We start from the raw sequence: 26,259 nt of genomic DNA on the forward strand, positions 1-26,259 counted from the left end.
CTAAGGGAATCCCTTAACCCTACCCTTCTGTAAACCCTGTGAAAGGGGTCGAAGAAAAATCAGAAGACTCTGAAAGACAATGACTTCAAAGCGGTGGGACACTCCTTCGCGAACGACAGGAAAAATCCCAAAGAGCCCGTAATACGGGGGCTTGACCGACGAGCAAGTCAAAAACAAAACCGCTCGGTCAGAAACTGAATTGTGCAGCACCGCAGATTATTGATGCACGACACTCATATAAGGGAAAAGAGGTGCTAGCATAGAGCCACCAGTCGATCTCAGCATGCGCCCTAACTAGTAGTCAGGATATGACCGAGCCAGAAGACCCCAGCCGTGAGCGCCTCAAGCACCACTTTGCCCAGCGGGTAATTCATCAGGCACGTCAGATTCTTGAGATATGGCAGCGCCTGCAACGCAGTGAGTGGTCCACTGCCGACCTCGCCGAACTGAGCGAAGCGAACTTGCGCCTGCTGCGTTTTGCCGAGCGCTTCGAGCAGCCCGAGCACACGCAACTGGCTCATCACATCAGCCAGTCGCTGGAAGCGGTGGACGCCAATCGCGGGCGTCTGAGCAGCGGCCTGATCACCGACCTCAATCGCTTGATGCAGCGTCTGTCGCGCACCGGTCTGCGCCATGGTGATCAACTCGACCAGACCTTCCTGCCGCCACTGCGCAAACCGATCTACGTCATGTTGCAGGATCACGACCGCGCCGAGCGGCTGGCCAAGCAGTTGGAGTTTTTCGGCCTGACCGCGCAGGCGCTGGACAGTGTCGCGGCGTTTCGCTCCTCGATGGTCGAGCGCTTGCCCGCCGCGATCGTCATGGACGTGGACTTCAGCGGCGCAGGCGTCGGCCTGCAACTGGCTGCCGAAGCTCAGGTTGGCCTGGAAGAACCGCTGCCGCTGCTGTTTTTCAGCCTGCACGAAACCGACACCCCGACGCGCCTCGCCGCCGTGCGCGCCGGCGGCCAGGAATTTCTCACCGGCACCCTCGAAGCGTCGAGCCTGCTGGAAAAGATCGAAGTCCTGACCTGCGTCGCCCAGTACGAACCTTATAAAGTGCTGATCATCGACGACTCCCGCGCCCAGGCCTTGCACACCGAACGCCTGCTCAACAGCGCCGGAATCGTCACGCGTACCCTGATCGAACCGATCCAGGCGATGGCCGAACTGGCGGATTTCCAGCCGGATCTGATCATCCTCGACATGTACATGCCGGCCTGCACCGGCACCGAACTGGCCAAGGTGATTCGCCACAACGACCGCTACGTCAGCGTACCGATCATCTACTTGTCGGCCGAGGACGATCTGGACAAGCAGCTCGACGCGATGAGCGAGGGCGGCGACGACTTCCTGACCAAACCGATTAAGCCGCGACATCTGATTACGACGGTGCGCAACCGCGCCGCCCGTGCGCGCAATCTCAAGGCACGCATGGTCCGCGACAGCCTCACCGGCCTGTACAACCACACGCACATCCTGCAATTGCTCGAAGACTGCTCGTTCCGCGCCCGGCGAGAGAACAAGCCGCTGAGCTTTGCCATGCTCGACATCGACCACTTCAAACGGGTCAACGACAGCCACGGTCACCCGATGGGCGACCGAGTGATCAAGAGCCTGGCGCTGTTCCTCAAGCAACGCTTGCGCAAGACCGACTTCATCGGCCGTTACGGCGGCGAAGAGTTCGCCATTGTCATGCCCGACACGGATATAGAAGCCGCGCACAAAGTGCTCGACGAGATCCGCCAGCGCTTTGCCGAAATCCACTATCCGGCGCAGCCGCAGGATTTGTGGTGCACCTTCAGCGCCGGCGTGGTGGAAATGCACGAAGACTCCGACAGCCTGATGATGGCCAGCCAAGCCGACGAAGCGCTGTACCGCGCCAAGGGTGCCGGACGCAATCGAGTGCAGACCGCGCGCGACTCAAAGCAAAGTGCCACCTTTTCATCGGAATCCACCGATTCGGTCATAACCCTGTAACAGAACCGCAATAAATTCAGGCGCTTACCATTTCTGCCGTTGGTAGACGTCATGCGCCTGAAGTTGCTCACCAATCTCAACACCCTGCTGCTGGTCGCCGTCTGCGTGGCCCTCGGCGCGACGCTGTGGTGGTCGCAAAAAGCCCTGGAGCGTCCGTATCTGTTGATGGAGCGCTACCTCGGCCTGTCGCAGCAATTTCAGAATGACGTGGCGCGCAATGTCGAGGACTACCTCGCCAGCGGCGACGCCCTGCGACTGAGCAGCGCCAGCCAGGCCATCGACGGTTTGCAGAAAGAGCTCGGTGAACTGCCGCCGGCGCTGGCCGAGACCCTGCGCCCGAGCCTGTCGAGCCTGGAAGCATTCAGCAAAACCGACCTGCTCGCCGCCGGCAAACTGGCCGGTGATCCGCAGGCGTTGTTGTTGCAGGCCGAACGCGAACTGAGCGCCAGTCTCGATCAACTCAGCACCTACGCCAATGGCAACGCTACGTATCTGACACCGCTGCTTGTCGCTTCGCAGCACTTGGGCAAGCTGTCGCTGGCCCGCGACAAACTGGTCAGCAGCGGCCGCAGTGAACTGGCGGCCGACGTCGAGCGCGAAGTCGACACCATCCGCGCCCAGGCTCAGGCCATTGACGCCCTGCCCCTGCTCGGCGTGGTCGCCAGAAATGAATCCGGCAGTGATGATTTCGCCGCGATGATGGGCATCGAAAGCACCGAAAAATCCGCCGCCGAAGACGCCGGCATCGGCCTCAAGCGTGAATTGAACAGCCTGCTCGGCCGCTACCCGGCGGAACTGGCACGCACCCGCGAGCAGATCCAGAAACGCACCGAACTGAGCACCGCGACTCACCTGAAAATCGCCGCCGTGCAACAGGCCATCGCAGGACTCGAACCGGTGGTGCGCGCCCAGCACGGACAGATCCAGGGCGAAGTACGCCTGATGCAGGGCGTGATGATCGGCCTGATTCTGCTGATCGCGCTGCTGATCGACACTTTGCAGCGGCGCCTGGCGCGCACCCTGACCAACCTTGCTCCGGCGCTGTCGACCTGGGCCGAAGGCGACTTCAGCAACGACATTCACTTGGGCAACACCAACCGCGAACTGCATGACATCGAGGCTTCGCTCAACCGCTTGCGCGCGTATCTGGTGGATCTGGTCGGGACGATTCGCGGCAACGCCGAACAGGTCGCCGACAGCAGCCGCACCCTGGCCGAACTGAGCAACAACCTGCACTCCGGTGCCGAGCATCAGGCCGGCGACACCGCGCTGATCCGCGATTCACTGGGTGAGCTGGAAGCGACGATTCAGCAGGTCGCCGGCGATGCACGGCAGGCTGCCGATGCCAGTCGCCATGCCGGACTGGCCGTGGAGCACGGGCAAACCGTGATCGGCCAAAGCCTCACCGGCCTGCACGCGCTGGTCGGCGAGGTGCAGGGCAATGCACAGATGATCGAGCACCTGGCCGAAGAGTCGGCGACCATTGGTGGCGTGCTGACGGTGATCCGCTCGATCGCCGACCAGACCAACCTGCTGGCCCTGAACGCGGCCATCGAAGCGGCGCGGGCCGGGGAAATGGGCCGTGGCTTTGCAGTGGTGGCCGAGGAAGTGCGCTCACTGGCACAACGCACGGCCGGCGCGACGGCGGAAATCCAGACGCTGATCGCGGGCCTGCAAGCCGCCGCTCGACAATCGGTGGAAGGCATGCGCGCGCAGGTCGAACATGCCGAAGCCACAGCCAATCAGGCACAAGCGGCGGACGGCGCGCTGGATAAAATCGTCGGCGCGATCCAGACCATTTCCGACACGGCGATCCGCATCGCCGAGATCACCGCCCAGCAGAGTGGCGCGGTCAGCGAAATCCGTGATCACAGCGAGCGGATCCATCAATTGGGTGGGGATAACCTGCTACGCATCGGCGAAGGTCGAGAACAAGGCGAGAACCTGCTGCTATTGGGCGGGCAACTGCATACCGCCGTGCAGGCCTTCCGCGTCTGATCACGATCCCTGTAGGAGCTGCCGAAGGCTGCGATCTTTTGATTTTTTAGAAACAAGATCAAAAGATCGCAGCCTTCGGCAGCTCCTACAGAGCGAATGACCGGATCAAATCACTCAGTCACAAATTTCGCGCAAACATCGGTCATCGTGCTGGCTATTGCAGAGAACTGGACAGTCACAAAGCCTTTGCGGCATAGTCGCCGGGTTCTGACGACTGCTCATTCATAACAAGGAACATGCAGATGGCAACGCTACTGGTGCTGCACGGCCCCAACCTGAACCTGCTCGGCACCCGCGAACCCGGCACTTACGGTTCAACGACCCTGGCGCAGATCAATCAGGATCTGGAGCGCCGCGCCCGTGAAGCCGGCCATCATCTGCTGTATCTGCAGAGCAACGCCGAGTACGAATTGATCGATCGCATCCACGCCGCTCGCGGTGAAGGTGTGGATTTCATTCTGATCAACCCAGCAGCATTTACGCACACAAGTGTCGCATTACGTGACGCGCTGCTGGGAGTGAGCATCCCATTCATCGAAGTGCATTTGTCCAACGTGCACAAGCGCGAACCTTTCCGCCATCACTCTTACTTCTCCGATGTAGCGGTGGGAGTGATCTGCGGCCTTGGCGCCAGCGGTTACCGACTGGCCCTGGAGGCCGCACTAGAGCAGCTTGAAACACAGGCAACGACTTGAACCACAAGCGTTAAACGCCCCTGACCGACCCTTGGGAGTTGATGATTCATGGATATCCGTAAAGTTAAGAAACTGATCGAATTGCTGGAAGAGTCCGGCATCGACGAGCTCGAGATCAAGGAAGGCGAAGAGTCCGTACGCATCAGCCGTCACAGCAAGACTCCGGCTCAGCAGTATTACGCTCCGGCACCGATGCAGGCTCCGGCCGCTGCACCTGCCGCCGCTGCTGCTCCAGTGGCTGCTGCCGCTCCGGCCGCCGCTGCTGCTCCTGCACTGAACGGCACCGTGGCCCGCTCGCCAATGGTAGGCACCTTCTACCGCAAATCTTCGCCAACCTCGCCAGCCTTCGTTGAAGTCGGCCAGACCGTGAAGAAAGGCGACACCCTGTGCATCGTCGAAGCCATGAAGATGATGAACCACATCGAAGCTGAAACCAGCGGTGTGATCGAATCCATCCTCGTCGAAGACGGCCAGCCGGTTGAGTACGACCAACCGCTGTTCACCATCGTTTGAACTGCGGAGAGCCTTTGATGACTGCGAAGTTGGAAAAAGTTCTGATCGCTAACCGCGGTGAGATCGCCCTGCGGATTCTGCGTGCCTGCAAAGAGATGGGCATCAAGACCGTCGCCGTTTACTCCAAGGCCGACAAAGAGCTGATGCACCTGGGTCTGGCAGACGAATCCGTCTGCATCGGCCCGGCTTCTGCCGCTCAGTCCTACCTGCACATCCCGGCCATCATCGCTGCCGCTGAAGTGACTGGCGCCACCGCCATTCACCCAGGCTACGGTTTCCTCGCGGAAAACGCCGATTTCGCCGAGCAAGTCGAGAACTCCGGCTTCGCCTTCATCGGCCCGAAAGCCGAAACCATTCGCCTGATGGGCGACAAGGTGTCGGCCAAGCACGCGATGATCGAAGCCGGCGTGCCTACCGTTCCAGGTTCCGACGGCCCGCTGCCGGAAGACGAAGAAACGGCGCTGCGCATCGGTCGTGAAGTCGGCTACCCGGTGATCATCAAGGCCGCTGGCGGCGGCGGTGGTCGCGGCATGCGTGTGGTGCACAAGGAAGAAGACCTGATCGCCTCGGCCAAACTGACCCGCTCCGAAGCTGGCGCGGCGTTCGGCAACCCGATGGTCTATCTGGAAAAATTCCTGACCAACCCGCGTCACGTCGAAGTTCAGGTGCTGTCCGACGGCCAGGGTCACGCCATCCATCTGGGCGACCGCGATTGCTCGCTGCAACGCCGTCACCAGAAGGTTCTCGAAGAAGCGCCGGCACCGGGCATCGACGAGCAGGCGCGTCAGGAAGTGCTGGCTCGCTGCGTCAAGGCGTGCATCGACATCGGCTACCGCGGCGCCGGCACGTTCGAGTTCCTGTACGAGAACGGTCGTTTCTACTTCATCGAAATGAACACCCGTGTTCAGGTGGAGCACCCGGTTTCGGAAATGGTCACCGGTATCGACATCGTCAAGGAGATGCTCAGCATCGCCGCTGGCAACAAGCTGTCGTTCACTCAGGATGACGTGGTGATCCGCGGTCACTCGCTGGAGTGCCGGATCAACGCTGAAGACCCGAAAACCTTCATGCCGAGCCCGGGCACGGTCAAGCATTTCCACGCTCCAGGCGGCAACGGCGTTCGCGTCGATTCGCACCTGTACAGCGGTTATGCGGTTCCGCCGAACTACGACTCGCTGATCGGCAAGCTGATCACTTACGGCGCCACCCGCGACGAAGCCATGGCGCGCATGCGCAATGCCCTGGACGAAATCGTGGTGGACGGGATCAAGACCAACATCCCGCTGCACCGTGATCTGACCCGCGACGAAGGCTTCTGCAAAGGGGGCGTGAACATTCACTACCTCGAGCACAAGCTGGCTGGCGACAAGCACTAAGCTTCAGCCCGCACCAGACAAGGCCGCCTTCGGGCGGCTTTGCTGTTTCTGGAGATTGCAAAAAACCTGTGGGAGCGAGCTTGCTCGCGAAGGCGGCACATCAGTCAGCATCAAAGTGACTGGCAATCTGCTTTCGCGAGCAAGCTCGCTCCCACAAAAGCTTTGCGCTCGCGTAAACTTGCGCGCTTCTCGCTGGCCGCTAGGCTGCAATCATATTTTTTCAAAGGTGCCCGCCATGCCTTGGCTGCAAGTACGTCTCGCCATCAGCCCGGAACAAGCCGAAACCTACGAAGACGCTTTCCTTGAAGTCGGCGCCGTTTCGGTGACCTTCATGGACGCCGAAGATCAGCCGATCTTCGAGCCGGAACTCAACACCACCCCGCTGTGGGCGCACACACATCTGCTGGCCCTGTTCGAGGGCGGCACCGAGCCTGCGCCGGTGCTGGCCCATCTGGAACTGCTGACCGGCAGCCCGCTGCCCGAGCATCACAGCGAAGTCATCGAAGACCAGGATTGGGAACGCAGCTGGATGGACGGTTTCCAGCCAATGCGTTTCGGTCAGCGCCTGTGGATCGTGCCGAGCTGGCACGCCGCGCCTGAGCCTGACGCGGTCAATCTGTTGCTGGATCCGGGCCTGGCGTTCGGCACCGGCACCCATCCGACCACCGCCCTGTGCCTGGAATGGCTCGACGGTCAGGACCTGAAAGACTGCAACGTGCTGGACTTCGGCTGCGGCTCGGGAATTCTGGCGATCGCCGCCCTGCTGCTCGGCGCCAAAGAAGCGGTCGGCACCGACATCGACGTGCAGGCGCTGGAAGCCTCGCGCGATAACGCCGGACGCAACAACATTGCCGACGAGCTGTTCCCGCTGTACCTGCCGGAAGATCTGCCGCAGGTCAAAGCCGACGTGCTGGTGGCCAACATTCTGGCTGGCCCGCTGGTTTCCCTGGCGCCGCAGCTGTCCGGCCTGGTCAAGTCCGGCGGGCGTCTGGCGTTGTCCGGGATCCTCGCCGAACAAGGCGAAGAGGTCGCTGCAGCCTATGCGCAGGACTTCGATCTGGACCCGATCGCCAATCGTGATGGCTGGGTGCGCATCACCGGCCGTCGGCGCTAGAATGGCCGCCTGCATAAACCGGATCGCCGCATGACCGACAGCTTCGTCACCCAGTGCCCGCATTGCCAAACCAGCTTCCGCGTCAGCCATGCTCAGTTGAGCGTGGCCCGCGGGGTGGTTCGCTGTGGCTCCTGCCTGCAAGTGTTCAATGCCGCCAAACAGCTGCTGGAACAACACGCCGGCAAGGAAACGGTTACGCCGGTGGCGCCGTCCATTGTCCAGCCAGCACCGTCTCAGCCTGTGGTCAGCGAACCGCCGCCAGTGGTCGAAGCGCCCGTCAACGACGAACCGCCCGTGCCGCGCGCCATCAGCCAAAAGCAATGGAGCGCCAGCGAGCTGGATCTGGACAGCCTCGATCTGGACGAAGAACTGGCCCGCCTCGAACAACGGGAAATCCAGCCGACCACCGAATTCGGTCGTCAGCGCGAAGAGTCCCTGAGCGCCCGCCGCGACAGCCCTGAAGCCGATGAAACGGTGTGGCGCGACAGCCTGTTCAGCGCACGCGACGATGAACGCCTGCCCGAGCCCGAAGATGAAATCGAACCCGAGATCGTCGAAGCCGAACCGCTGAAAACCGCGCGCACCGAGCCTTCGTTGTCGCTGGAGCCGGTGGATCTGGATGACGAGCCGCCGATCCCGCAACTGCGCCTGCACGATCCGATCGATCCGAATGCCCGCCGCGAACGCCTGTCGGCCAGCGTCGAGCCGGACGATGACGAGTTGCCATCGGTCGAACCGCTGCGCAAAAAACGTGAACGTGCCGAACCCGGCGTACGCGCCGAAGTGCTGCAGGATCTGACCGACGACCCGCTGCAACTGGACTGGCAGAAGCGCCGTTCGCCCTGGGGCCGGCGCCTGCTCTGGAGTTTGCTGGTGCTGCTCGCCGCCGCCGGTCTGGCGGGTCAGTACATCGCCTATCATTTCGACGAACTGGCGCGCCAGGATCAGTACCGCCCGTGGTTCCAGCAGTTCTGTCCGCAGATCGGTTGCACGGTGCCGTCCAAGGTCGACATCGGCAAAATCAAAAGCAGCAACCTGGTGGTGCGCAGCCATCCCGAATTCAGTGGAGCGCTGGTGGTCGACGCGATCATTTATAACCGCGCAACATTCTCCCAGCCGTTCCCGCTGCTGGAGTTGCGCTTCGCCGATCTCAACGGTCACCTGATTGCCAGTCGTCGCTTCAAACCCGGCGAATATCTCAACGGCGACCTTGAGGGCATGGCGGAAATGCCGCCACAGACGCCGATCCACATCGCACTGGATATCCTCGATCCAGGCCCCAAAGCGGTGAATTACAGCCTGAGTTTCCACTCCCCCGAGTGAATCGCTTCATCGCTTCAGGTTTGACGGCAGTTTTCTGACTTCCTCCGCGGCCACCAAACCGCTGGTAATAACAGAATAACTGTTCAGATTTTGTTCAATTCAGCCTTTATCCAGTCATCGAGAGCGGGTATCATGCCAACCCTTTTTCGAACTCTCATGATCCGGCCCCACTTCAGGGAAGTCCTATGTCGGCGGTACGCATCGGCCCATATACATTGCAGAACGGTTTGATTCTCGCCCCGATGGCGGGCGTCACCGACCAGCCCTTTCGTCAGCTGTGCAAGCGTTTGGGCGCAGGGCTTGTAGTCTCGGAAATGGTCACCAGTGACATGAGCCTGTGGAACACCCGCAAGTCGCGCATGCGCATGATCCACGAAGGCGATCCCGAGCCACGCTCGGTGCAGATTGCCGGTGGCGATGCGCAGATGCTGGCGGACGCGGCACGGGCCAACGTCGAACTGGGCGCACAGATTATTGATATCAACATGGGTTGCCCGGCAAAGAAGGTCTGCAACAAGGCCGCCGGCTCCGCGTTGTTGAAGGATGAAGCACTGGTCACCGAGATCCTGCAGGCCGTCGTCGCTGCAGTGGATGTGCCGGTGACCCTGAAGATCCGCACCGGATGGGATCGCGACAACAAGAACGGCCTGACCGTGGCGAAGATCGCCGAGCAGGCCGGGATCACCGCGCTGGCCGTGCATGGCCGCACGCGCGCCGATCTGTACACCGGCGAAGCCGAGTACGACACGATTGCCGCGATCAAGCAGGCGGTGTCGATCCCGGTGTTTGCCAATGGCGATATCGATTCGCCGGAAAAGGCCCGCTACGTGCTTGACGCGACCGGTGCCGATGGCCTGCTGATAGGCCGGGCTGCCCAGGGGCGGCCATGGATTTTTCGCGAGATCGAACACTTCCTGCGTACCGGCGAGAAATTGCCGGCGCCGGAGCTGAGCGAAGTGGAACGCATCCTGCTGGAGCATCTGGCCGCCCTTCACGCCTTCTATGGGGATGTGATGGGCGTGCGCATTGCCCGCAAGCATGTGGGCTGGTATCTCGCAACCTTGCCGGGCGCCAGGGAGTTTCGCGCCCACTTCAATCGTTTGGATGGTACGGAAACACAATGCGCCAACGTTCGGGAGTTCTTCGCCGAGCGTTACAAGAGCCTGACAGGGGACGAAGAAGGGGTGGCCGCATGACGATGATGACCGAGACTTTAGTGAGTGGAACAGCACCCGTGAGCGACAACGTGAATTTGAAACAGCACCTCAATACCCCAAGCGAAGAAGGTCAGACCCTTCGCGGGAGTGTCGAGAAGGCGCTGCACAATTATTTCGCCCACCTTGAGGGCGCGTCCGTCACGGATGTGTACAACCTGGTGCTCTCCGAAGTCGAGGCTCCCCTGCTCGAAAGCGTGATGAACTACGTCAAGGGCAACCAGACCAAGGCCAGTGAGCTGCTGGGACTCAACCGCGGCACACTGCGCAAGAAACTCAAGCAGTACGATCTGCTGTAAGCATTCAATCAAACCAGAAAGGCGCCCGCGTAAAACCGGTCGCCTTTTTTGCTGACTTCCTTTGCTTTTGATGGAAATTGAGATGACCGACCAGACTACCCGCCTGCCGATCCGCCGCGCCTTGATCAGCGTTTCCGACAAGACCGGGATCCTCGAGTTCGCCAGGGAGCTTGAAGCCCTCGGCGTCGAGATCCTCTCCACCGGCGGGACGTTCAAGCTGCTGCGCGACAACGGTGTTGCCGCAGTGGAAGTCGCGGATTACACCGGTTTCGCGGAAATGATGGACGGTCGGGTGAAAACCCTGCACCCGAAAATCCACGGTGGGATCCTCGGTCGTCGCGGTATCGACGACGCGATCATGAGCGAGCACGGCATCAAGCCGATCGACCTGGTTGCGGTCAACCTGTACCCGTTCGAAGCCACCATCAGCAAGCCAGGCTGCGACTTGCCGACCGCTATCGAGAACATCGACATCGGCGGCCCGACCATGGTCCGTTCGGCGGCGAAAAACCATAAAGACGTGGCGATCGTGGTGAATGCCAGCGATTACGCCAACGTTCTGCAAAACCTCAAGGCCGGCGGCCTGACCTACGCTCAGCGTTTCGACCTGATGCTCAAGGCCTTCGAACACACCGCCGCCTACGACGGCATGATCGCCAACTACATGGGCACCGTGAATCAGGCTGCCGAAACCCTGAGCACCGAAGGCCGCAGCGAGTTCCCGCGCACCTTCAACAGCCAGTTCATCAAGGCTCAGGAAATGCGCTACGGCGAGAACCCGCACCAGAGCGCGGCGTTCTACGTGGAAGCCAAGCCTGCCGAAGTCGGTATCGCCACCGCGACCCAACTGCAAGGCAAAGAGCTGTCGTACAACAACGTGGCCGACACCGACGCCGCGCTGGAATGCGTGAAGAGCTTCGTCAAGCCGGCCTGCGTGATCGTCAAGCACGCCAACCCGTGCGGCGTGGCCGTGAGCCCGGACGCCGAGGGCGGTATCCGTCAGGCCTACGAACTGGCCTACGCCACCGACACCGAGTCGGCCTTCGGCGGCATCATCGCCTTCAACCGTGAGCTGGATGCCGAGACCGCCAAGGCGATCGTCGAGCGTCAGTTCGTGGAAGTGATCATTGCCCCAAGCGTCAGCGCAGAAGCCCGCGCCATCGTCGCCGCCAAAGCCAACGTGCGTCTGCTGGCCTGCGGCGAGTGGTCGGCGGATCGCGCTCCGGCCTGGGACTACAAGCGCGTCAACGGTGGCCTGCTGGTGCAGAGCCGCGACATCGGCATGATCGGCGCCGACGACCTGAAAGTGGTGACCAAGCGCGCCCCGACCGAACAGGAAATCCACGACCTGATCTTCGCCTGGAAAGTCGCCAAGTACGTCAAGTCCAACGCCATCGTCTACGCCAAGAACCGTCAGACCATCGGTGTCGGCGCTGGCCAGATGAGCCGCGTAAACTCCGCGCGTATCGCCGCGATCAAGGCTGAGCACGCCGGTCTGCAAGTGGCGGGTTCGGTGATGGCATCGGACGCGTTCTTCCCGTTCCGCGACGGTCTGGACAACGCGGCCAAGGTTGGCATCACGGCAGTGATCCAGCCAGGCGGCTCGATGCGTGATGCTGAGGTGATCGCTGCAGCCGACGAGGCTGGTATCGCGATGGTTTTCACCGGCATGCGCCACTTCCGTCACTGATACATCGATTCAAATGTGGGAGCTGGCTTGCCAGCGATAGCATCCCCTCGGTCTGACTGATGAACCGAGTCGCCTGCATCGCTGGCAAGCCAGCTCCCACAGAAAAGCGCCCCTGCGGTGCTCAACAGAATTAGCGTCATCCGAGGTTTTTGAAATGAATGTTTTGATCATTGGCAGCGGTGGCCGTGAACACGCCCTGGCCTGGAAAGTGGCTCAGGATCCGCGCGTGCAGAAGGTTTTTGTCGCGCCGGGCAATGCCGGCACCGCGATTGAAGCCAAGTGCGAAAATGTCGCCATCGACGTGCTGGCCCTTGAGCAACTAGCCGACTTCGCCGAGAAAAACGTTTCCCTGACCATCGTCGGCCCGGAAGTACCGCTGGTCGCTGGCGTGGTCGATCTGTTCCGCTCCCGTGGCCTGGACTGCTTCGGTCCGACCGCTGGCGCTGCGCAGCTGGAAGGCTCGAAAGCCTTCACCAAGGATTTCCTGGCCCGGCACAAGATTCCGACCGCCGACTACCAGAATTTCACCGAGATCGAGCCGGCCCTGGCTTACCTGCGGGAAAAAGGCGCACCGATCGTGATCAAGGCCGATGGCCTGGCCGCCGGTAAAGGTGTGATCGTGGCCATGACCCTGGCCGAAGCCGAAGACGCCGTGCGCGACATGCTCGCCGGCAATGCGTTCGGCGATGCCGGCGAGCGCGTGGTGATCGAAGAATTCCTCGACGGTGAGGAAGCCTCGTTCATCGTCATGGTCGACGGCAAGAACGTGCTGCCGATGGCCACCAGCCAAGACCACAAACGTGTTGGCGACGGCGACAGCGGCCCGAATACTGGCGGCATGGGTGCCTACTCCCCAGCCCCGGTGGTCACCGCCGATGTGCACCAGCGCGTGATGGACCAGGTGATCTGGCCGACCGTGCGCGGCATGGCCGAAGAAGGCAACGTCTACACCGGTTTCCTGTACGCCGGTCTGATGATCGACAAGGCCGGCAACCCGAAAGTCATCGAGTTCAACTGCCGCTTCGGTGACCCGGAGACCCAACCGGTGATGCTGCGCCTGCAGTCGAGCCTGGTGCTGCTGGTCGAAGCCGCCCTGGCGCAGGCACTGGACAAGGTTGAAGCGCAGTGGGATCCACGTCCGAGCGTCGGCATCGTGCTGGCGGCCGGCGGTTACCCGGGCGATTACGCCAAGGGTGCAGCGATCAACGGTCTGGACGCAGCCGCAAGCCTGGAAGGCAAAGTCTTCCACGCCGGTACGGCGCTCAAGGATGGCAACGTGGTGACGGCCGGTGGTCGCGTACTCTGCGCCACCGCCATGGGCGCCAGCGTCAGCGAAGCGCAGCAGCAAGCCTACAAGCTGGCCGCCGCCATCGACTGGGAAGGTTGCTTCTACCGCAAGGACATTGGCTACCGCGCCATTGCCCGTGAACGTGGCGAAACCCAGGAATAAGCTGTCCTTCAGGTCCGGCGCGGGATGCAGTCCCTCGCCGGGCTGTTCCGCCGCTGCGCATCGTTATATTCTGGCATCAACCTACGAAGGGATTTCGCCGTGCGCTGGCTCAGGATTGCCATAAGCTTCACCGTCACGCTGCTGACCTTGCTCTGCATGCTTCCGGCGCTGGCCGCGCAAGGCAGTGGCTGGTCGGTATTGCTTGACGATCAGGGCAATCTGCAACTGAGCGATATCCGCTCGGCTCGCTACACCAATCAATTCAGTCCCATCGAACTTGATCGCCTCACGGCGGCCGAGCCCGATGGCGCACTCTGGCTGCGCTTCAAACTGGCGCCGGGCAAGCACGAGCAAGTGCTGCGTATCTTTGCGCCCGACCTGTCCAGTCTCAGTCTGTACGTGCTGGACGGCGACAAGCTGATCGAGCAACGCCTCTCCGGCACCCACCAGCCGCAGGCCGAGCGACCACTGCCCAGCAGCGACTTCCTGCTACCGCTGCCGCAAAGCGACAAGCCACTCGACATCTATCTGCGCATGGTCTCCGACCATCAGCTGCGCCCGCACATCACTCTGCAATCGGCGGTGATGAGTGCCGCCAATCAGAACCAGACGCTGATTTTCGGCCTGCTGTTCGGTTGCCTCGGCATGTTGCTGCTGCACAACCTCGTGCGCTATGCCTACTCACGCTCGCGCAGCAGCCTGTGGCTGGCGATCTGCGAAGGCCTGCTGGGCCTGAGTCTGTTGCTGCTGCTCAACCTCGCCGGCCCGTGGCTGCCGAACTGGCACGCGATGCAGACGCCGGGCGCTTATCTGGCGCTGCTGCTGACCGCCCCGGCCGGGCTGATGTTCGCCCTGCGCTTCTTCGCCCCGCTGGGCCCGCACCCACTGAACAAACTGTTGCTGGGCGACATTCTGTTCATCGTGATCTGCAGCCTGCTGCTGTTGTTCGTCAACACCCTGCCGCTGAACATCATCACCTACGCGCTGGTGGCGCTGGCCGGCCTGAGCATGTTGCTGGTCGGCTTCTATCACTGGCAGAAGGGCTACCGTCCGGCGCGGCTGTTCGTTGCCGGGATGGTGGTGTTCAACATCGGCACGCTGATCATCCTGCCGGCCCTGCTGGGGCTGACCCTGGTGGCGCCGCAAGGCCTGATCATGACCCTGATGGGTTTCATCTGCATCAGTGGCTTGCTGATGAGCATCGCCTTGGGTGAACGCCAGCGCAGCATCACCGAAAGCCGTTTCAGCATCAGCCGCGACCTAGCCGCGAGCAATGCCGAGATCAACGCCAAAGCCGAGTTCCTCGCCAAGATCAGCCACGAAATCCGCACCCCGATGAACGGCGTGCTGGGCATGACCGAGCTGCTGCTGGGCACACCACTGTCGGTCAAGCAACGTGATTACGTGCAAACCATCCACAGTGCCGGCAACGAACTGCTGACGTTGATCAACGAGATTCTCGACATTTCCAAGCTCGAATCCGGACAGATCGAACTGGACGATGTGCAGTTCGACCTCAATGCTTTGATCGACGACTGCCTGAGCATCTACCGGGCCAAGGCCGAACAGCAAAACGTCGAGCTGATCAGTTTCATCCAGCCACAGGTACCGCGCGTGATCAGCGGCGACCCGACCCGCTTGCGCCAGACCCTGCTGAGCCTGCTGGAAAATGCCCTGAAAAAAACCGACGAAGGCGAAGTGCTGATCGTCGTCGCCCTCGACGAGCGCAGCGTCAAGCCGCGCCTGCGCATCGCCGTGCAGGACAGTGGCCAGCCGATGGAGGCAGAAGAGCGCGATGCGCTGCTGCACGCCGAGTTGCACAGCAAGCACTTCCTCTCGGCCAACCGTTTGGGTGGCAACCTTGGGCTGGTGATCGCCCGGCAACTGATCCGCCTGATGCACGGCGAGTTCGGGATCAAGAGCGGCGCCAATCAGGGCAGTACCTTGTGGCTGACCCTGCCACTGGACCCGGACCGTCTCGAACACCCGACCTCCGACCTCGACGGCCCGCTGCAAGGTGCGCGCGTGCTGGTGGTGGACGACAACGACACCTGCCGCAAGGTGCTGGTGCAGCAATGCAGCGCCTGGGGCCTGAACGTCAGTGCAGTGCCCTCGGGCAAGGAAGCCTTGGCGCTGCTGCGCACCAAGGCGCATCTGCGTGACTACTTTGATGTGGTGCTGCTGGACCAGAACATGCCCGGCATGACTGGCATGCAACTGGCGGCCAAGATCAAGGAAGACCCGAGTCTGAACCACGATATTCTGCTGATCATGCTCACCGGCATCAGCAACGCGCCGAGCAAGATCATCGCGCGCAACTCCGGGATCAAACGCATCCTCGCCAAACCGGTGGCCGGCTACACGCTCAAGACCACGCTGGCCGACGAGTTGAACCAGCGCAACAAGGGGCAGGTGGTGTTCCAGCCGCAAGTGGTCACCCCCGCGACCGCCGCCAAGGTGCCGAGCGATTTCCGCATTCTCGTCGCCGAAGACAACACGATTTCGACCAAAGTGATTCGCGGCATGCTCGGTAAACTCAACCTGCAACCGGACACTGCCAGCAACGGCGAAGAAGCCCTGCAGGCGATGAAGGCTCAGCGTTACGACCTGGTGCTGATGGACTGCGAAATGCCGATCCTCGACGGTTTCTCGGCGACCCAGCAATTGCGCGCGTGGGAAGTCAGCAATCAGCGCATCCGCACACCGATTGTCGCGCTGACCGCGCACATCCTCGCCGAGCACAAGGAACGCGCGCGCCAGGCCGGGATGGACGGGCACATGGCCAAACCGGTGGAGTTGTCGCAACTGCGCGAGCTGATCGAGCACTGGGTGGCCCAGCGTGATCAGCAGAACCGTACGGCCTCGACTTTCTGACGATTGCCGTTCATCGCCCGAAAGCGCTTGCAGCTCCCAGGCAATCCGCCTCAGACACCGAGATCGATTGCCTCAGCCAATGGCGCCACGTTCTGCGCCAGTCGATCTCCAAGCTTTCGCGCCACGGCCTGACGCGATAGCGCGTAGAGCGTTTGTGACAGCGTCGCTTGCGCATAACGCACACACACCAGACCTTCAACTTCAGCGCTCGCGAAACGCTGCGACCACGGATTGGCAGCCAGCGTCTGTCGCGTCTTGAACTCAAGATAAAGGCTGCTGATCGATGTCGGACTCTGCGCAGCAATGGTCAGCAGGCGCACCACCTGAAGCGCAGGCCTCGGCGTCTGCATGAGCGCCTCGCCAGGCGGCTCGGGCAACGTCTGCACTGCCGAAACACCGTCAGTGATTCGCGCCGCATATGCCATCAGCCCGCCAAGTGCCGGATCGTTGCCAGCGTTATTGGCCAACACTATCGTGGCCCACTCCAGCGCCGAACCCGTATCTGCCTGAGCGACAGAGAAATCCTCGCGCAACTTCACGCTTCGCACCCAGAAGTCATCCAGCACAGCGATATAAGCGTCGTACCAACTTTCAACTTTCGCGTCTTCGATTTTTTTATTGGCGACCAGTTGCGCCAAAAGACCTGATTGAACGAGATCATCGTAATCCGTGCGGCGTCCAGATTCCGGCAACGCCAAAACAGCATGCCCTACCGCCAACAACGTGTATAACCGAGCCATTATCAACCCTCAATGGAAAAAGGGCGGACCAATAACGGCCGCCCTATCAATAACACTCAGTCAGATCTCGTAATCTTCGATCTTGGTTTTTGCGTTCAAACCCAGTTTGACGCGGATGGTATCGCGAGTTTGCTCGACGATAGAAGGCACTTTGCGGAATACCGAATCACCCCGATAGAGTTTCACTTCACGCGAATCCCAATCCATGAACAACACTTGCTTGGCCGTGTTCTTGCGGATGAAACGCACAGTCCCCAAGGCCATGGTGACTTCGCCATTGATTTCGGTACACGTGCCCGCCGCCATACCGCCGACACCATGTTCAAGCATGTTGCGCTCGTACAGCGTCAGCGCGGTTTCACGCTTTTTCAGGGCGGTAATGGCGTCGCCTGCGACTTTCAGCATCAACACCGAAGCCGAGCCCGGCACAGCAAGCCCGGCCACGACGCTGCCGAGGATCTCCAGCACCAGTTGATCCATCCGTACGGTATTACCGCCGATGTTCATGTCGTTGTAGTACTTGCTCGTTGGCAGCCAGCCGGCATCGGTCATCACTTGCAGAAACAGGTAGTACCATTCCTTGCCCTGATATTCGTACGGATACTTCTTGTTGGCGACCAGCGTGGCGAACAGGAACGCGTGTTGCACATCTTCGCGATTCTGTTCACTCAAGTTTCCGGTAAAGGACAGAATGCCTTCACCGACGATGGAACCCTTGCCCGGCTCTTCGATCGCCGGCAGCGAAAGGCCACGAGGACGAATAGCCGCGCCGTCCAGTTCATAACTCTGCAAGCGGTGGACACACTCAGCAACGGCGCAATCTTCAACATCATGAATATTCATTATCAAATCCTTATTAATTAAAACGAGCTCCTCTTGAACCCGCGAAAGAACAATAAACAGAACAATAAAAAACCACAAACCAGAACATGTAACTTGCTAATAACAAGACCCGAAAAACACGCATTTCAAAACTACAACTTGTTTAGTTACTCCGTGGATATTTGTTTTCGCCATCCCCCCAAAAATTAAACCGGCTGATAGACTCCGCTCTGTCCATCTGCCGCCGCGAGCCAACACCATGCTCCACGTGTTATTCAGCGTTTACCTGAAGATGCTGGTGCTCTACAGCCCCTTCTTCGTGTTGTCCTGCTTCATCAGCCTGACGCGTGGCTACTCGCGCAAGGAGCAGCGGCGCCTGGCCTGGAAAGTGGCGATTGCCACGCTGGTATCCAGCGTCTTGCTGTACCTGTTCGGGCGGGTGATTTTCGATGTGTTCGGGATCACGGCGGACGCATTCCGCATCGGTGCCGGCAGCGTGTTGTTCATCTCGGCGTTGGGCATGGCCCAGGGCAAGCCGGTGGTGCAGAGTGACAACGTGCAGCAGGACGTGACGATTGTTCCGCTGACCATCCCGCTGACCGTCGGCCCGGGCACCATCGGCGCCCTGCTGGTGATGGGCGTCAGCCAGCCGCACTGGGACGATAAACTGACCGCGATCATGAGTATCACCCTTGCCAGCTTCACCGTCGGCGTGGTGCTGTACCTGTCCAATCACATCGAGCGGATTCTCGGCGACCAAGGCTTGCAGATTGTCAGTCGGTTGATGGGCCTGTTTGTTTGCGCGCTGGCGGCGCAGATCATCTTTACCGGGGTGAAGGGCTATCTGGTTTCCTGAGGTGAAGTCAGCCGGTGCAAACCTTATTCAGGACGAGACAGAATCAGTAAAAAGGCCCGCGCAGAAATCTGCGCAGGCCTGGTCATTTTCCCCTCCACGTCAGGCCGGCACGGCTCCCAGCAACTGCGCAAGCGTTGCACTGCCGTCAGCATCATCGACCTCGACGACTTCACGCAGCCTTTGCACCAGACTCGATACCGCATGGGAGCGCTTGCCCTCGAAGCCGAGGAAGACGTCGCCGCGCATCGCCGGATCCCGCGAGCACACATCCCTCAGGATCAGGCTGTGCTGGCGATCCGGGTCGACGATCAGCAAGTGCTCGTCGACAAACGACAGTTGCAGTTTTTGCGGAGCGTCCAGCGCCCAGACCAGCTTGCCGGGAATCACCGGAGCCTCGCCCAGTGGGGGACGACAATCGACGATGACCGATTCCAGCCGCAACCAGCTGGCCTTCGACAGGTGATACGTCACACCACCCTGCCCCACGCGCAATACCAGACAACTCACGTCATCAGCGATCAGTGGCAAGAGGTCGTCGACCTGTTTCTGGCCCTCGACCACCAACACCTCGGCGTCGCGCCGCATATATTCGAAAGGGCCAATGCTCTGGTGATCGGGGTAGACGAACACACAGTGTGCCGCGCGCTCGTGCAACAGCACATGCCGATGGCGCGTGCCGAGCAATTCGCAATCGTGCGGCAGGTTCTGGCCCGCGATCCGGATCAATCGGGCATTCGCCACGTCGAACCATTGCAGTTTGCCCGCGTCGGACTCCACGGCGATGTAGGGAGCATGCTCGGCAGTCTCCAGCAATGCCTGCAGAGCCTCTGGCAAATGCTCTGCGTGTTCGCTTGCCCACTGATGATCGACGCCAATGATTCGTTCAGGTTCCTGATATCGCAGCTCGAGAGACACGCCATCGGCTGACGTCCCGCGCAGACCGGAGCCATCATTGCTCACGGTGCTGAACCGCCAGTCGTCCCACTCGGCCTGCGGTGCCGGCAACAGCTCGCCCGCCAGTAACTGTGCGCCACCGCCGAAGGCTGCTGCGAGCTGTCGACTGTCAAAGAACAGCTGACTCAAGATCTCACCGCTGCCGACGTCCAACAGCCAGACCGCCCGATTGTCCGGGGTCACGCCGAGCAGGCGCATTTCCCGGTCGTGCCCCGGGTCGCACAGCAGCACGCGGTTATCCACGTACCAGGCACACAGGTTGCGATCACCGGTGGCGTTGCGCACACCCAGAATGGCAAAACTGTCGATCGGGTACTTCGCTGCCAGCGCTTCCAATGCTTGCCACCACTGGGCCCGTCCCTTGAGCCAGCGCTCACTCAAGCCACCCAGCTGCACTTCACCCTCGGCGGTCAGATTGAAGAACAAGCCGTCATCGGTCAGGGCCAGATACCCGTCCTGTACCGGCACCACGTCATTCAGTCCGTCAGGCTGAAGCCATTGATGCGTCCATTGCGCCGGCCAACGCTCGCTGCCTGCGGGCGCGCTGCGTTGCACCCTGCACAGTTTTTGCGCCAGCCGGTCGTAGATGAAAAACAGCGCGTGCTCGTCGTTGACCGGCAGCAGCACCAGATCATCTAGATGCTTGATCGAATCGGCCCAACCGCGGTGACGCCCAGAGGCAAACGGATGAATGCACAACAGGTCCCGGCTGCGAATCCAGACCAGATCGCGCTTGTCCGGATTGAACTTCCAGCACACCGACACGTAGGCGGCCGGTTGCCAGTCGACGGTGGTGACGCCTGCGCGTTCGGGCACCGGCGATAACGGGAAATAGTGACCCAGCACCGCCGACCAATGTGTCAGGGTCGGATTGGCGAACACTCGCTGGCCCAAGTCACGGTCCATCTCTCGGCTCACCGCAACCAGCTGCAGCTGGCCCTCACGGATCAGGTAATTGAACTGCGTGACTTGCTGATCGGCCCCCTGACATTGTTGCTCGATGTGAATCACCCCTTGGGCATCGACATCGATACGCCGCACGCTGCTCTGCCCCTTCATCACCAGCAGCCGGTAACGGCATTTGAGTAAACCGCTGACGGCATCGACCTGCCAGATATCGTAGTTGTGCGTCTCATAGAAAAACGCAGAATCGTCGACCACCGCCGCCAGCAGCATTTCATCGGCCGCGAGTACCTCTTCACTGCGAATGTACAGAAAACGATCCTTGGCAGCGTCGTACCAGGCCGTGGTGTAGCGCGGTTGTCCCTCGGGCTCGAAAGGAATCGGAAAGTGATGAACCGGCGTGTAAGGCATCACCAGCCGATGCTCCCGGGCCAGCCTCTGGTAATGCGTAAGCAGCGACTGCTCATGCTCCCCGGCTGGCGCGTCCTGCTCGAGAATGTCCAGTCGTGCGTCACCGCGGTTGACCTTGAACGTTTGTCGCCCGGTCAGTTGCAGCGTGACGTCATGCCGTCCTCTGCCGGTGAACGTCACCTTCACACCGCCCACCGCAAGAACCCCGGCGGCGTCAATCCGCACATCCCTTTCGCTGGCCCAGGTGGCGACCAGCTTCCAGCGACACAGCTGCAGGCTGGGAGACTGCAACTGGACATCGACCCCACGATTGAGAATCAGTGAACAGGCGCCGCCCGCTCCTTCGATGCGATACGACAACTTGTCGTGCCAGACCGGCGGCGTCATGGGGACTGCCAGCGCACGTTCGCGGGCATCCAGCCGCACCTCGATCACGGTTGAGCGATACGACGGTATCAGACGGTTGATGATGTAGTGCGTGGGAAAAGAGTAGAACGAAAACAGGAACTGCCACTGGCCAGCCGCATCCTTTTTCTCCAGCTTGCGGGCCGTATCGAAACCGGTGTCGTGACGCAGCGTCGAGAACGGCAGCGCCTTGTATTCGTAACCGTAGTAGGTGGTCGGCGTGCATGGCAGGACGACCAGCTGCGTGCTCGGCGGATCGAAGCGGATGTAGCCTGGCAGCCCCAGCTCACGCCGCAGATCGAGTGCTTGTTGATCATCCGGGTTGATACCCGGCACCCCGAAATGGTCGCGCAGCCGATACACCTTCGGGCTGTCGAGTACCATCATCGCGCGATTGAAGTCCAGGCTCTGAACCACCAGCGAGGGGTGAGCGACCCACGCCCCAAGCCCGTCGTCATAACGATAACCGACACCGCGACAGGCCCGCTCCAGATCATCGAAAAACAGCCCCACTTCCTGCGCCTGCCCGGCGATCCTGGCGAACCCCTGAGCCAGTGCCGCCACACCCACAGCCAAGCCGCCCAGCAACACCCCGGCGCCGCCGAGCACAGCGGCTGCAGTCGCCGCGCCCGCCGTGCCGGCTCCCAGACCACCAGCGGTCAACGCCAGACTGGTGGCGTCGAAGGCCAACTGAGTGCCGAACTGCGCGCGCTCGACCTCGTTGTCTGCCGTCGCCAATTGGTAGATGTCGAAGCCGACATTGGCCAGCCCCAGCACCGCGCCCACGCCTTCGTTGGCGACGTGTCCCAGCGCCTCGCCAACCACGGGCGCACAGGTACGGGCAATGACTTTCTCCTCATTGAGTGCGGTCTTGATCAGACTGAGCAGACCGGCGACGTCGGTGACATTGCCGTGCAGCAATTGCGCGTAATTGACGTAAGCATGCAACCTGACGGCGGTGGTCAAGGTGCGGCCATCCCCCTCTCGTCCACGCAAGACGTTCATCAGTGCCTGGATCGTGAAGCCGGTATTGAGGGTGTGAACGGCACCGGCCTCAACCATCTGCGGCGTGGCTCGGGTGCCCAGTGTCGAAAACTGCTCCGACAGATAATTTCTGATGCGCAGCAGGCGATGATCGCTGCTGACCACCTGTACCACATGCTCGGTTTGCGCGGGATCGATCAGGTTGATCCGGAACTCGCCGGTGGGCATCATCTCCAGGGTTTCGAACAACGGCACCAACGGTTTTGCCGAAGCATGCAAGTGCTGTAAAGCGTCAGTTGCCTGGGCAATCTGCTGTCCCCACCAATGACTGTCCAGATCGCGCAGGCTGCGCCCCAGGTGCGGATTGCTGACCAACGAATGGCCGCGAGCACTGTTCAAGCGCCGACGGATTGGCCGCTGTGCCTGCTCCGGCAACACATTGTCGGACTCCAGCAATTGCCCGACGCTAAATCCGCCGGACAGATTCAGGGCCGATATCCTTTGCCCCTGCAGCTCGATCAGATCAAAGGTCGGACGCGCGTTGTCGCCATAGGCCGCATAGTATTTCGCCATGCCCTGTTTCTGGAAAAGGTCAGTCAGTGCCAGCTGAAACTGATCCGGCTGGCTGAACTCGAACACGCCGAAATTGGGATCATAAAAGTGATAGGTGGCGTGCCCACCCTTGAAGGTTTTCGCCACCAGCATGGCGTGGTTGTCCGAGTTGAGCATCAGCGTGCGCGGGCTGGCGAACGCTTCCAGCGTGGTGCCGAGCTGTTGCAGATCGACCCGCCCCAACGGCTTGCCGATGTCGTGCAATTGCACGCCGCGCAACTCTTCGAGCGCCTCCAGAAACATCATTGAATCGTGCTGCTGCGGCTCGGCAGTGGCCAGAAAGAACCGCTCGCGCAATCGTCGCGACGCGACAACGCCCTGCTCCAGAGCAGCACTCATGATCAGCGCCAGCGGGTAACAGCGGCCACCGGGATCGCCCGGCCCTTCGAGCAACAGGTCCTGCGGCACCAGTTTGACGTCACTGGCCTCGATTTGCCCCAGCACCTGACCCAGCCGCAGGATCACCTGCTCGCGATGCTCGCGGGTGGCGACGGTCTGAAAATGGGCAACATGACGCCCCCATTGAAACAGCGTGTGCGCCTGCGACAGCGCGGCTCGCTTCAGCGTCAACGCACTGTCTGACGACATCATCGGCTGCTCGACATGACTGGCGAGACCAGCCATGAATTGCGGGGCTCGCTGCTGATACAGATGGCGTTCAATGGCCGCATAACGCACCGACGCCCCTAACTCGGCAACGCTGTTGGCCAGATTATCCAGCTCGGAGGCAAGTTGCGTGAGACTTGAGTTATCCAGTGAGCGTGCGCCGAGCATCTGTCCCAACACCACCCGTTGCAACGGACTGATCTGAAAGAACGGCAGCGAACCCTCGGCAATGCCGCTTAGCAACTCATCCAGCGCCAGCCCCTGAATCCGCGCATCGCTGAGCGACGCCGGAGCCTGCAAAGTGACGGGCTGGGCCTTGATGGCCTGGCGATCATCGAAGCTGAGCCCCGGCCCGTCAGGAAACCATAATGGGCCGTTATGTCCGTCGCGCATCGCGACCACGAACGGTTCACCGAGTCTGTCGATCATCCGTTGCAGCACCTGCGTCAACAGCACTGGCCGGCCCTCGATAACCGGCCAGCCCTCCTCGAACGTTATGCTCTGCTGGGTCAACAATGCTTTTACATCGCCGCGGTAGCGCGCGCTGTACTGTCCTTCGTGCCAGCGCTGCTGCTCGTCGAGCACCCACTGCTCGACATCAACGGCGTTGTCTTTCCAGGAGTGGTCCTGCTCTTCCTCGGTCTTGTCGTTGACCATCCACAATGGCTCGATAGCCGCTTCCACACGCAAGGTTTCCTCCTCGCGCGGGACGAAATTGCGCCGTGCGTAATCGGCCATGCCATCGCGCATCGCGGCGGGTCCGGTCAGATAAATCGTCCCCTCGCTCTGCGGGCGAATGCCGTCACTGAAGTAGCCCGCGATGGCCAGCATCAGAAAGTTGGCCGCCACGTCCTCGGTCATCGACAGTTCGGCCAGAGGGCCAAATGCCTGCTCGAGTACTTCCCGTGCCAGCTCTGTCATGCCGTCAAAATCGCTCAATGCGACGCCTCGCTTGGCAGCGAGGCGGGCCGTCTGGTCAATGGCCTGATAGTTGAACCGGAACCGCTCGATCACGCTGTTGAGCATCGGCGATTGCGCATGAGCCATCAGAAACGAGTTGCTCAACGTGTTCTGCACGGCAACAGCGCGCAGGTCCTGCGGGCGCACAAGCAGCTCGGCCGGCGCCTGGAACACCTCGTGCAGTGCCGGTTGCTGCCGGGCAAAAGCCTCCAGCGCGGCGCGGTGTTCGTCGGGAATCCGGCCCAGATAATCGGTGTACCGGTCGCGCAATGCCTGGCGTCCCGGCATCCAGTGCGGATTGTGATCGAGCAGCAGCTGCAGAACGCCAAGGCGCGCGTCGCCGCCGAACGCACTGATGTCGACCCCGCCCATGGTTTTGACCAGGGGCGGCAGGTTATCGACATCGACGTAGCGACCGCCCTCCTCGTACAACGCCTCGGCCCGCACCACGTCGGAGGCGGCGGCCAGATTACCGCGCAACCGGGTCTCGCGCTCATAGATGGCTTGCAGTCGCAGCGGTGCGTCGAGGTCACGCAAGTCACGCAACTGCAAATCATCGCCTGCCAGATCGAGCAGACTGCGCCGGTTCTGCTCGATCAAGGCTTCCAGTTGTACCGCGTCCTGGCCGTAGGCGCGGGTCAACAAATCGACCCGTGCGTCATCCGCCGATTCCCCTCGTTCCAGCGCTTCGTTGATGTGCATGAACATCTGCTGCTTGAGGACGATGACCCGTTCTTCGTACAGCGTCCCCAGTCTGCTGTCGGTAATACTCTCGCTACCGCCATGTTGCATGGCGTCAGCCTTGGCGGCCTCGACGATCAACTGATTGGTTTGCCAGGCCAGTAGCGCGTCACTGTCATACCAGAGATGGAGGTTGTACCCCTGCCCGCTCAATACCTGCTTCCACAGGTCGAGGTAGTCTCGCTGGATCGCGCCAAGACCACCGCCCAGCCAGACAAAATGCAGATTTTTTACAACCGGAGTGGCGGCGGTCTTCGCGTAAATCTCGCTGTTTCGCAGACGGGTCTCAAACGCCTGGATATTGTTGTAAATACCCGATAAAGAGTTTTTCGGCGGCTCAGACTGGCCAAGAGTGTCACGGCGCACACGCGGCTCGCCGATCAACTGCGCCAGGGAATGCTTGAGCAATGTCAGGGGTTCAATCAGTCGCGGAGAATTGAGCAAACCGATACATGCAAAGTAATAGCGCCACACTGACGGATAAACGTCACTGTCCCGGTGTACCAACAGGGCCTGCTCGAGATCAGCCTGTTTGAACAGATTGATAAAACTGACATAACCACTGGCATCTTTAAATCGTTGATTGCGCATGAAAGTTCCTCCGTTATTCTGACCGACATCATCAGTGCACCCAGGCACTTGAATGGCAGCGAAGTTAACGAATGGCAAATTCACACTCAAACTTCAGAACTTTCAATACATGTCAAAACAGGCGACTAAAAAACAACTGATAACGCATG

General features: G+C 60.8%; 16 protein-coding genes. 13 read left to right on the forward strand and 3 right to left on the reverse strand.

Annotated features, from left to right (window positions below; genetic code table 11):
* The first annotated feature begins 308 nt into the window (after positions 1–308).
* The 12 genes from gcbA to OC71_RS10100 all read left to right on the forward strand — a co-directional run bounded on the left by gcbA (position 309) and on the right by OC71_RS10100 (position 16,525).
* Positions 309–1,979, forward strand: a complete 1,671-nt coding sequence (gene gcbA / locus OC71_RS10045; RefSeq protein WP_041068095.1) for a diguanylate cyclase GcbA — start codon at positions 309–311, stop codon at positions 1,977–1,979.
* A 954-nt stretch (positions 1,980–2,933) separates the two neighbouring features.
* The gene (locus tag OC71_RS28720; protein ID WP_371260374.1) at positions 2,934–3,977 is read left to right on the forward strand and encodes a methyl-accepting chemotaxis protein; all 1,044 of its coding nucleotides are present in this window, start codon (positions 2,934–2,936) and stop codon (positions 3,975–3,977) included.
* A gap of 242 nt (positions 3,978–4,219) precedes the next feature.
* Entirely contained in the window at positions 4,220–4,672 is a 453-nt protein-coding gene (aroQ, locus tag OC71_RS10055) for a type II 3-dehydroquinate dehydratase (protein WP_007914604.1), read from the forward strand.
* 48 nt (positions 4,673–4,720) lie between these two features.
* The gene (gene accB / locus OC71_RS10060) at positions 4,721–5,185 is read left to right on the forward strand and encodes an acetyl-CoA carboxylase biotin carboxyl carrier protein (RefSeq protein WP_024164417.1); all 465 of its coding nucleotides are present in this window, start codon (positions 4,721–4,723) and stop codon (positions 5,183–5,185) included.
* Between the two features lie 17 nt (positions 5,186–5,202).
* Entirely contained in the window at positions 5,203–6,561 is a 1,359-nt protein-coding gene (gene accC / locus OC71_RS10065) for an acetyl-CoA carboxylase biotin carboxylase subunit (RefSeq protein ID WP_041068145.1), read from the forward strand.
* A 235-nt stretch (positions 6,562–6,796) separates the two neighbouring features.
* Entirely contained in the window at positions 6,797–7,675 is an 879-nt protein-coding gene (prmA, locus tag OC71_RS10070; RefSeq protein ID WP_041068147.1) for a 50S ribosomal protein L11 methyltransferase, read from the forward strand.
* A 30-nt stretch (positions 7,676–7,705) separates the two neighbouring features.
* Positions 7,706–8,998: a DUF3426 domain-containing protein gene (locus OC71_RS10075; protein WP_041068149.1), complete on the forward strand. Its 1,293-nt coding sequence runs from the start codon at positions 7,706–7,708 to the stop codon at positions 8,996–8,998.
* Between the two features lie 185 nt (positions 8,999–9,183).
* The gene (gene dusB / locus OC71_RS10080; protein WP_007961945.1) at positions 9,184–10,194 is read left to right on the forward strand and encodes a tRNA dihydrouridine synthase DusB; all 1,011 of its coding nucleotides are present in this window, start codon (positions 9,184–9,186) and stop codon (positions 10,192–10,194) included.
* Positions 10,191–10,511, forward strand: coding sequence for a DNA-binding transcriptional regulator Fis (gene fis / locus OC71_RS10085; protein ID WP_003221275.1), 321 nt, complete (start codon positions 10,191–10,193; stop codon positions 10,509–10,511). Before dusB ends, fis begins: the two co-directional genes overlap by 4 nt.
* Before the next feature lie 82 nt (positions 10,512–10,593).
* Entirely contained in the window at positions 10,594–12,201 is a 1,608-nt protein-coding gene (gene purH, locus OC71_RS10090) for a bifunctional phosphoribosylaminoimidazolecarboxamide formyltransferase/IMP cyclohydrolase (RefSeq protein ID WP_041068154.1), read from the forward strand.
* A 154-nt stretch (positions 12,202–12,355) separates the two neighbouring features.
* Positions 12,356–13,651 (forward strand): phosphoribosylamine--glycine ligase, encoded by a 1,296-nt coding sequence (gene purD / locus OC71_RS10095; RefSeq protein ID WP_041068156.1) that lies wholly within the window; start codon positions 12,356–12,358, stop codon positions 13,649–13,651.
* 99 nt (positions 13,652–13,750) lie between these two features.
* On the forward strand, positions 13,751–16,525 hold the full coding sequence (locus tag OC71_RS10100; protein WP_041068158.1) for a hybrid sensor histidine kinase/response regulator: 2,775 nt from the start codon (positions 13,751–13,753) through the stop codon (positions 16,523–16,525).
* Between the two features lie 50 nt (positions 16,526–16,575).
* Here the strand turns inward: OC71_RS10100 and OC71_RS10105 are convergent, their stop codons facing one another.
* Both OC71_RS10105 and OC71_RS10110 read right to left on the reverse strand, forming a co-directional pair.
* Positions 16,576–17,265 carry a hypothetical protein gene (locus OC71_RS10105; protein ID WP_041068160.1) on the reverse strand — a complete coding sequence of 230 codons (690 nt, stop codon included), beginning with the start codon at positions 17,263–17,265 and terminating at the stop codon, positions 16,576–16,578.
* Between the two features lie 60 nt (positions 17,266–17,325).
* On the reverse strand, positions 17,326–18,108 hold the full coding sequence (locus OC71_RS10110) for a hypothetical protein (RefSeq protein ID WP_041068162.1): 783 nt from the start codon (positions 18,106–18,108) through the stop codon (positions 17,326–17,328).
* Between the two features lie 238 nt (positions 18,109–18,346).
* Here OC71_RS10110 and OC71_RS10115 point away from each other — a divergent pair, with 238 nt between their 5' ends.
* Positions 18,347–18,943, forward strand: coding sequence for a MarC family protein (locus OC71_RS10115; protein WP_003221263.1), 597 nt, complete (start codon positions 18,347–18,349; stop codon positions 18,941–18,943).
* 99 nt (positions 18,944–19,042) lie between these two features.
* Here the strand turns inward: OC71_RS10115 and OC71_RS10120 are convergent, their stop codons facing one another.
* Positions 19,043–26,110, reverse strand: coding sequence for a TcdA/TcdB pore-forming domain-containing protein (locus tag OC71_RS10120; protein ID WP_041068164.1), 7,068 nt, complete (start codon positions 26,108–26,110; stop codon positions 19,043–19,045).
* Positions 26,111–26,259: the final 149 nt, after the last annotated feature.

It is taken from the genome of Pseudomonas sp. W15Feb9B (assembly GCF_000828175.1).
GTDB classification, from domain to species: Bacteria; Pseudomonadota; Gammaproteobacteria; order Pseudomonadales; family Pseudomonadaceae; genus Aquipseudomonas; species Aquipseudomonas parakoreensis.